4 protein-coding genes are annotated in these 6,359 nt (G+C 58.3%); 3 read left to right on the forward strand and 1 reads right to left on the reverse strand.

Annotated elements, in window-relative coordinates; all coding sequences use genetic code 11:
• Positions 1-18 precede the first annotated feature (18 nt).
• Positions 19-1,824, reverse strand: coding sequence for an amidohydrolase (locus ACTM82_RS05540; protein ID WP_441055801.1), 1,806 nt, complete (start codon positions 1,822-1,824; stop codon positions 19-21).
• Positions 1,825-2,065: 241 nt separating this feature from the next.
• Between ACTM82_RS05540 and ACTM82_RS05545 the strand changes: the two genes are divergently transcribed.
• The 3 genes from ACTM82_RS05545 to ACTM82_RS05555 all read left to right on the forward strand — a co-directional run bounded on the left by ACTM82_RS05545 (position 2,066) and on the right by ACTM82_RS05555 (position 6,126).
• The gene (locus tag ACTM82_RS05545) at positions 2,066-2,977 is read left to right on the forward strand and encodes a response regulator transcription factor (protein ID WP_441055799.1); all 912 of its coding nucleotides are present in this window, start codon (positions 2,066-2,068) and stop codon (positions 2,975-2,977) included.
• A 381-nt stretch (positions 2,978-3,358) separates the two neighbouring features.
• Complete coding sequence (gene ptcA, locus ACTM82_RS05550) at positions 3,359-4,429, forward strand: putrescine carbamoyltransferase (protein WP_441017462.1); 1,071 nt, start codon at positions 3,359-3,361, stop codon at positions 4,427-4,429.
• A 266-nt stretch (positions 4,430-4,695) separates the two neighbouring features.
• Positions 4,696-6,126, forward strand: a complete 1,431-nt coding sequence (locus ACTM82_RS05555) for an APC family permease (protein WP_441055797.1) — start codon at positions 4,696-4,698, stop codon at positions 6,124-6,126.
• Positions 6,127-6,359 lie beyond the last annotated feature (233 nt).

The raw sequence follows: 6,359 nt of genomic DNA on the forward strand, positions 1-6,359 counted from the left end.
GCACCTTCTGGCGTGGTTCTATCCCTTGTAGACGATTCGGCCGTCGGAGATGGTGTAGATCACGCGCGTGTCGGAGATGGCCTTGGCATCGGCTTCGAGAATGTTGGTGTCCAGCACGACGAGATCGGCGAACTTGCCTACTTCAACGGTGCCGATAATATCGTCCATGAAGTTCTGGTAGGCGTCGTTCTTGGTGTAGGCCTCGAGCAGCTGGTAGGCAGTGAGCCCCTGTTCGGGCCAGCGGGTCATGTCGGTGTCCTCTTCCTCGGGATAGGGCGAGTTGCGGGTAACGCCAACCTCGATCGCATCGAGCGGGGCAAATGGAATGACGGGGGCGTCTGAGGAGCCGCTGATGCAGATGCCTGCCTCGGCCAAGTGCTTTGTTGGGTACAACGCCATGGCGCGCTCGTCGCCGATATAGGCGCGCTCCAGGTCCATGAGATCATCGTGGTACATCATCAGGAATTGGAGATTCGCCACTACATCCAAATCGGCCATGCGCTGGATATCCTCATCGGTAATGGCGCATACGTGGGTGATCGTGTGCCGCGCGTCGCGCTTCCCATTGGTCGCCCGAGCCTCCTCGAAGGCATCAAGGGTGCCGTGAACGGCGCCGTCGCCCATGGCGTGCACGTGCACCTGAACGCCTTCTGCATCAAAGTCGTGTACAAGACGGGTAAAGTCTTCCTGAGACCAGATGGGTTCGCCGCACCAATTATCGCCGAGTCCCGTTGATTCCTGGTAGGGTTCCAGGAAGACGGCGGTGCCTCTTTCGGTCACTCCGTCGTAGAAAATCTTCACGGTATTCGAAGAAATCATGTCTGTGGCGGAGTCGTTGTAGGACTTGATGGCGGAAAGCACCTCGTCATAGGTGCGGCCTTCTTTCATAGTGGGGACGACGTTCATGCGCAGGGTCAAATTGCCCTCGTCCTCCAACTCGTGATACATGTCGATAACATCAAGACCGCCTTGGGTGATATTTGTAATGCCGGTTATGCCATAGGAGTTTGCTTCCTTCATGAATTTGCGCATGGCCTTTTTCAGATTATCGTTGGTCATGGTGTTGGGCATGATGGCGAACACAATTCCCTTGGCGGCATCGGAGACGCACCCCGAAGGCTCTCCCTTCTCATTGCGATAGAACAGGCCGCCTTCTGGGTCGGGGGTGTCGGCAGTTACGCCAGCCATTTCGAGGGCCTTGGAATTGACCCAAGCGGCGTGGTAGGAGACGTCGTGGATGAGAATGGGCTTATCGGGGCAGATGGCATCTAGATCTTCTTTCGAGGGCCCGGGATTCGAGCCGTCGGGAAGCTGGTAGGCATTGAGCATGAAAGGCGCTCCGATGTAGCCCTCCTCGTCGGGATGGGCCTCCACGAAGGCGCGGATTGCCTTGAGGTATTCCTCGTTGGTGGTAAGCCCCGTCAGGTCGATCTGGAAGAGGGCGTTGAACCAGTTGGCGGGGGCGTGGATGTGGCCGTCAATGAAGCCGGGGGAGACGAACTTGCCATCGAGGTCGATGACTTGAGTCTTGTCTCCTACGAAAGCATCGATGCCCGAATCGTCGCCCACGTACACGATCTTGTTGCCCGCGATAGCGACGGCTGATGCAACATCGCTTTCTGACACCATGGTCTGCACATGGCCGTTGCGGAGCACGATATCGGCAATGTTTTGATCGGCGGAACCGGGCGTGGCATTTGATCCAGGCTGCTCCCCGGATGCGCATCCCCAGAGTCCGCCCGAGAACGCGGTAGCCGCTAGGGCGCTCGATCCAATGACGAAACGACGGCGGCTGAGAGGTTGCTTCTGATGGGATGTGCTCATAAGACCCTCCTTAATTTGGTTGCAGCGCTGTCTCTTTTTTGCGCTGCAGTAATTCAACCTTAAGAGTCAGGGGGTCCTTTGTTAAGAAAAACAGAGAGGGATTTGAGATTAATCGGAGGATGATTTTCTATCCCCCTGTCTCTGAACAGCGAAAATGCAGAGAGACAAATCGGACGTTGGGGTAGTTTTAGCTTTGGGTGCTAAATCTTCTATAATGTTGCCGCTTGATGAAGGAGGAGTCGTGTCCCTCGCTTTTCTCTACAATGTGGCAAGTTGCATCGCCTATGCGTTTGTCAGTGCTGCCTATGGGACTCTGCATTATGTCGAGCGCAGGCGGGGCTATCTCTTCGTCGCGCTCACCTTCCTTGCGTATACGATAGATATTAATACTGTATTCATGTATGAGTTCGTTCCGGAATTCGCGATGCAATTCGAGGGCGCACGAAACGCCTATCCTATGTTCCGTGTTGCATTCAACATGGTGGTAATCCTCTTGTATCGGCTCGTTCTCGGCAGCTTGCTCTCGCGCAGCTTCTCTCTCGTAGAGGGATTTTTTTGGGCAGTTTGCATGATGGTGGCTTTGGCAAGTGGCGCTTCGTCAGTCGAATCGGTTGCACTATGGCGCGAGTTTCTCTTTACCAGGTTGTTGGCGATCTGGGTAATAGGGTACGGCATCTGCTGCTTGGCGGCAGAGTTTCGACGTATGAGCCGATGGCGATGGGTTCTCTCGCTCTTACTTGTGCTCATATATGCCTTGGCGGAAGCGGCAACGTATTTGGCCTTTGGACAGGAGGGCGGCGCGCGCTCCGCCTCTCCTCGTAGGGTTTCCGTTGAGATTATGGCGCTTTGCTTCACCGTGGCTGCGTATGTCTTTCTTGCACATCATCGGCGGATACGTAATGTGCGGTTGGCGGAATCCCTTGTGCCCTGGATCGCCCGCGAATACGGGCTGACCAAGCGCGAGGAAGTACTGTTGTCGCTCCTTGAAAAGGGCGCATCGAACAAGGAGATTGCTGAGCAAGAATGCATTTCCGTCAACACGGTGAAAACCCACATATCGAATATTTACGCCAAGCTTGGTGTGAGTAGCCGAGACGAGCTTGCGCAAAAACTTAGAAAGGAACTGCGCGGCCGTAAGAGGGCCGGGCTCTGAGAGGCTGGGGGTCGGTGCGGCTACCCGGCCGCCCCCTACGGGAGCAGCTCGTCTACGTATTCTTGGGTGTCGGCGCGTCGGTTCCTTAGAACGGAGGCGCAAGGTGTTGACAGCGGCGCACAGGGCGAAGAAACCAGTTCAATATCAATCCGTCTAGGCGTTAGGACTAGTTAGGATTAGTTAGGATTAGCTAGGATTAGCCAGGGTAAGGTGTGCGGTGAGCTAATGTAATCTGAAAATAATCCTGGTTATTTCTTCTCAAAACTACGGGTGCGCCCCATGCTGTGTGGCGCAAGGGAGCGTCTCGCTCATTTCGGGGCGCTTCATGGGAGCGCGGTCCGCAAGGGGCGGTCCGGCCAACGAATTTTGAAGGAGATTTCAATGGTCAAAGATTACATCGACACCAACGACTTCACAAAAGAAGAGCTGCTCGGCATGGTAGATCTGGCCATCGCCATGAAGGGGCTCATCAAGGAGGGCGGCGAGTACCCGCACCTGCTGAAGGACAAGACCCTCGGCATGATTTTCCAGCAGGTGTCCACCCGTACCCGCATCTCCTTCGAGACGGCCATGACCGACCTCGGCGGTCACGCCGAGTTCTTCGGCCCCGGCTCCATCCAGCTGGGTGGCCATGAGTCCATCGAGGACTCCGGCCGCGTTATGGGAAGCCTCGTCGACATCCTCATGGCCCGCGTCGATCGTCATAAGGATGTAGTGAGCTTGGCGAAGTACTCCGCGGCCCCCGTCATCAACGGCATGAGCGAGTACAACCATCCCACCCAGGAGCTCGGCGACCTCATGACCATGATCGAGAACCTCCCCGAGGGCAAGAAGATCGAGGACTGCAAGTTTGCCTGGATCGGCGATGCCACCCAGACCTGCGCGTCGCTCATGTTCATCTGCACGAAGATGGGCATGGACTTCGTGCAGTTCGGACCGAAGGGGCATCAGATTCCCGACGGCTGCCTGCATATTGGCACCGATGAGGAGCGCGCCGAGTTCGGCAAGCATCTCATGGCTATCGGCGAGGAGAACTGCAAGGTCTCCGGCGGCACCATCACCATTTCCGACGACATTTCCTGCATCGAGGGCGCCGACTTCGTGTACACCGATGTGTGGTACGGCCTCTACGACAGTGAAGTCTCCAGCTCCAGCTACATGGATGTGTTCTATCCGAAGTACCAGGTGACCTGGGATATGATGAACGTTGCCGGTCCGAACAGCATGTTCATGCACTGCCTGCCCGCCAACCGTGGCGAGGAAGTCGTCGACGAGGTCATGGACGATCCCGAGCGCTCCCTGTGCTGGGTCGAGGCCGAGAACCGCAAGCACTCCATTCGCGCCATCCTGGCCACTCTGTGCCCCCAGAGCGAGCCCGACGAGGAGAAGGCTGCGGCATACCGCGCCACCATCAATGAGCGCATGGCCGCTTTCGGTAAGCACGGTCTGTAAGACGTACCAGGTCGGGCGAGCTACGGCTCGCCCGCCTTCGCAGGAGATGGGCGACCTCATGGCCATCGGAGAGGAGAACTGCAAAGTCTCCGACGACAACCGAGTGCATCAAGGGCGCCGACTTCATCTACACTGACGTGTGGTATGGCCTGTACGATGCTTTCTGATGGGCGGCAGCAGATCCTTGTCTCTTGCTGCCCATCATCTGCGCCACTGCGCGTAAGCACTGGCGCCCTGTCTGAAAACGACTGAGCAAAGGATTAAATATGAGTGACGGAAAGAAAAAGCTTTCCTTCCTGACGGTCATTTCGACCATCATCTGCGTCGTCTTCGTTTGCGAGGCCGCCGCTCCTGCTGCTGCCATTGGCAACCAGCAGTTCTTCTGGTGGATCTTCCTGATCCTGACCTTCCTGCTCCCTTACGGCATGGTCGTCGCCGAGCTCGGCACCACCTATGACGGCGAGGGCGGCATTTACGACTGGGTACGCGATGGCCTGGGCGACAAGTGGGGCGCCCGCATTTCGTACTACTACTGGGTCAACTACCCGCTGTGGATCGCCTCGCTGGCGACCATGTTCCCCGACATCCTGGGCATGGTCTTTGGCGTCGAGTTCAACCTGATCGCCAAGATGGGCATCGAGCTCGCCTTCGTGTGGATCGTCTACCTCATGGGCCGCTCCAAGGCGGCCGACTCCGAGTGGGTCCTCAACGGTGGCGCCCTGATCAAGGTCGCCGTTGCCGTCATCGTCGGCGCCCTGGGCATCTGGTATGCCATGGAGAACGGTTTCGCGAGCGACATGTCCGCCGCCACCTTCCTGCCCGAGCTCACCAACACCAACGCCCTGGGCTACCTGTCCATCATCATCTTCAACTTCACGGGCTTCGAGGTCATCTGCACCTTCGCTAAGGACATGGAGAACCCGACCCACGACATTCCGAAGGCCATCATCCTGGGCGGCCTGACCATTGGCGCCATCTACCTGTTCGCTGGCTTCGGCATCGGCGCCGCCATCCCGGCCGACTCCATCGACCCCGACTACGGCATGATCGTCGCAGTCCAGACCATGGTGGGCGATTCCGTGCTCTTCAAGGTCATCTGCATCGCCTTCCTGATCACCCTGTTCGCCAACATGGCCGCCTGGTCCTTCGGCGTCAACTCCGTCGCCCGCTACGCCGCCGAGCACGGCAACATGCCCAAGGTCTTCGCCTCGATGATCTCCGAGGACGACATGCCCAACGGCGCCAACCTGGTCAACGCCGTCGTCGCCTCCCTGGTCCTCTGCCTGCAGCTCGTTCCCGTCGACGCCATCTCCGACGGCGTCTTCTGGATGCTCTTCGGCACCTCCGTCGTCTTCCTGCTGCTCACCTACATCCCGATGTTCCCGGCGTTCCTCAACCTCCGCAAGAACGACCCCAACCGCGAGCGCATCTTCACGTTCCCGTTCAAGGGCGCGATGATGAAGGTCATGCTGGCCATCCCCTGCATCGAGCTGATCCTGGCCATCGTCGCGACGCTGGTGCCGTTCTCCGCCGCCGAGATCGGCGAGAAGGTCCCGATGATCATCATCTTCATCGTGCTCATGCTCATCGGCGAGGTCGTCCGCGTCGTCAGCGCCAAGGGCCGCGAGACCGAGTACAAGGGCCTCACCCCCGAGCTGGCCGCCCAGCGCCTCGCCGAGGAGGCCGAGGAGAACTAGGGCACCCGGCCCCGGGCACCCCGGCCTCTCCGGGGGCGTGCCCGGGCGACGGGTCCGCCAACCATTCCCCGGGGCGGGTGCAGGCGATAGCTCCGGCAGCCGCCGACCGCCCCGACCCCTCTCTGTTTGTGTCAAGCTCGGGCTTTCAATTGAGGCAGCGGTTCTTTTCACACGTGGCAAGGAAAGGTTTCAGGTTTGGCAAAGGCGTGCCTCTTTCTCTCTTTGGCTTTGCC

Origin of the sequence: Collinsella sp. HCP3S3_E5 (assembly GCF_052067635.1) — a bacterium.
Lineage (GTDB): Bacteria > Actinomycetota > Coriobacteriia > Coriobacteriales > Coriobacteriaceae > Collinsella.

What these genes read in the sequence shown, in the direction of transcription:
- ACTM82_RS05540 (WP_441055801.1), bottom strand. Translation starts at nt 1,824, where the DNA reads ATGAGCACATCCCATCAGAAGCAACCTCTCAGCCGCCGTCGTTTCGTC.
- ACTM82_RS05555 (WP_441055797.1), top strand. Translation starts at nt 4,696, where the DNA reads ATGAGTGACGGAAAGAAAAAGCTTTCCTTCCTGACGGTCATTTCGACC.
- ptcA (WP_441017462.1), top strand. Translation starts at nt 3,359, where the DNA reads ATGGTCAAAGATTACATCGACACCAACGACTTCACAAAAGAAGAGCTG.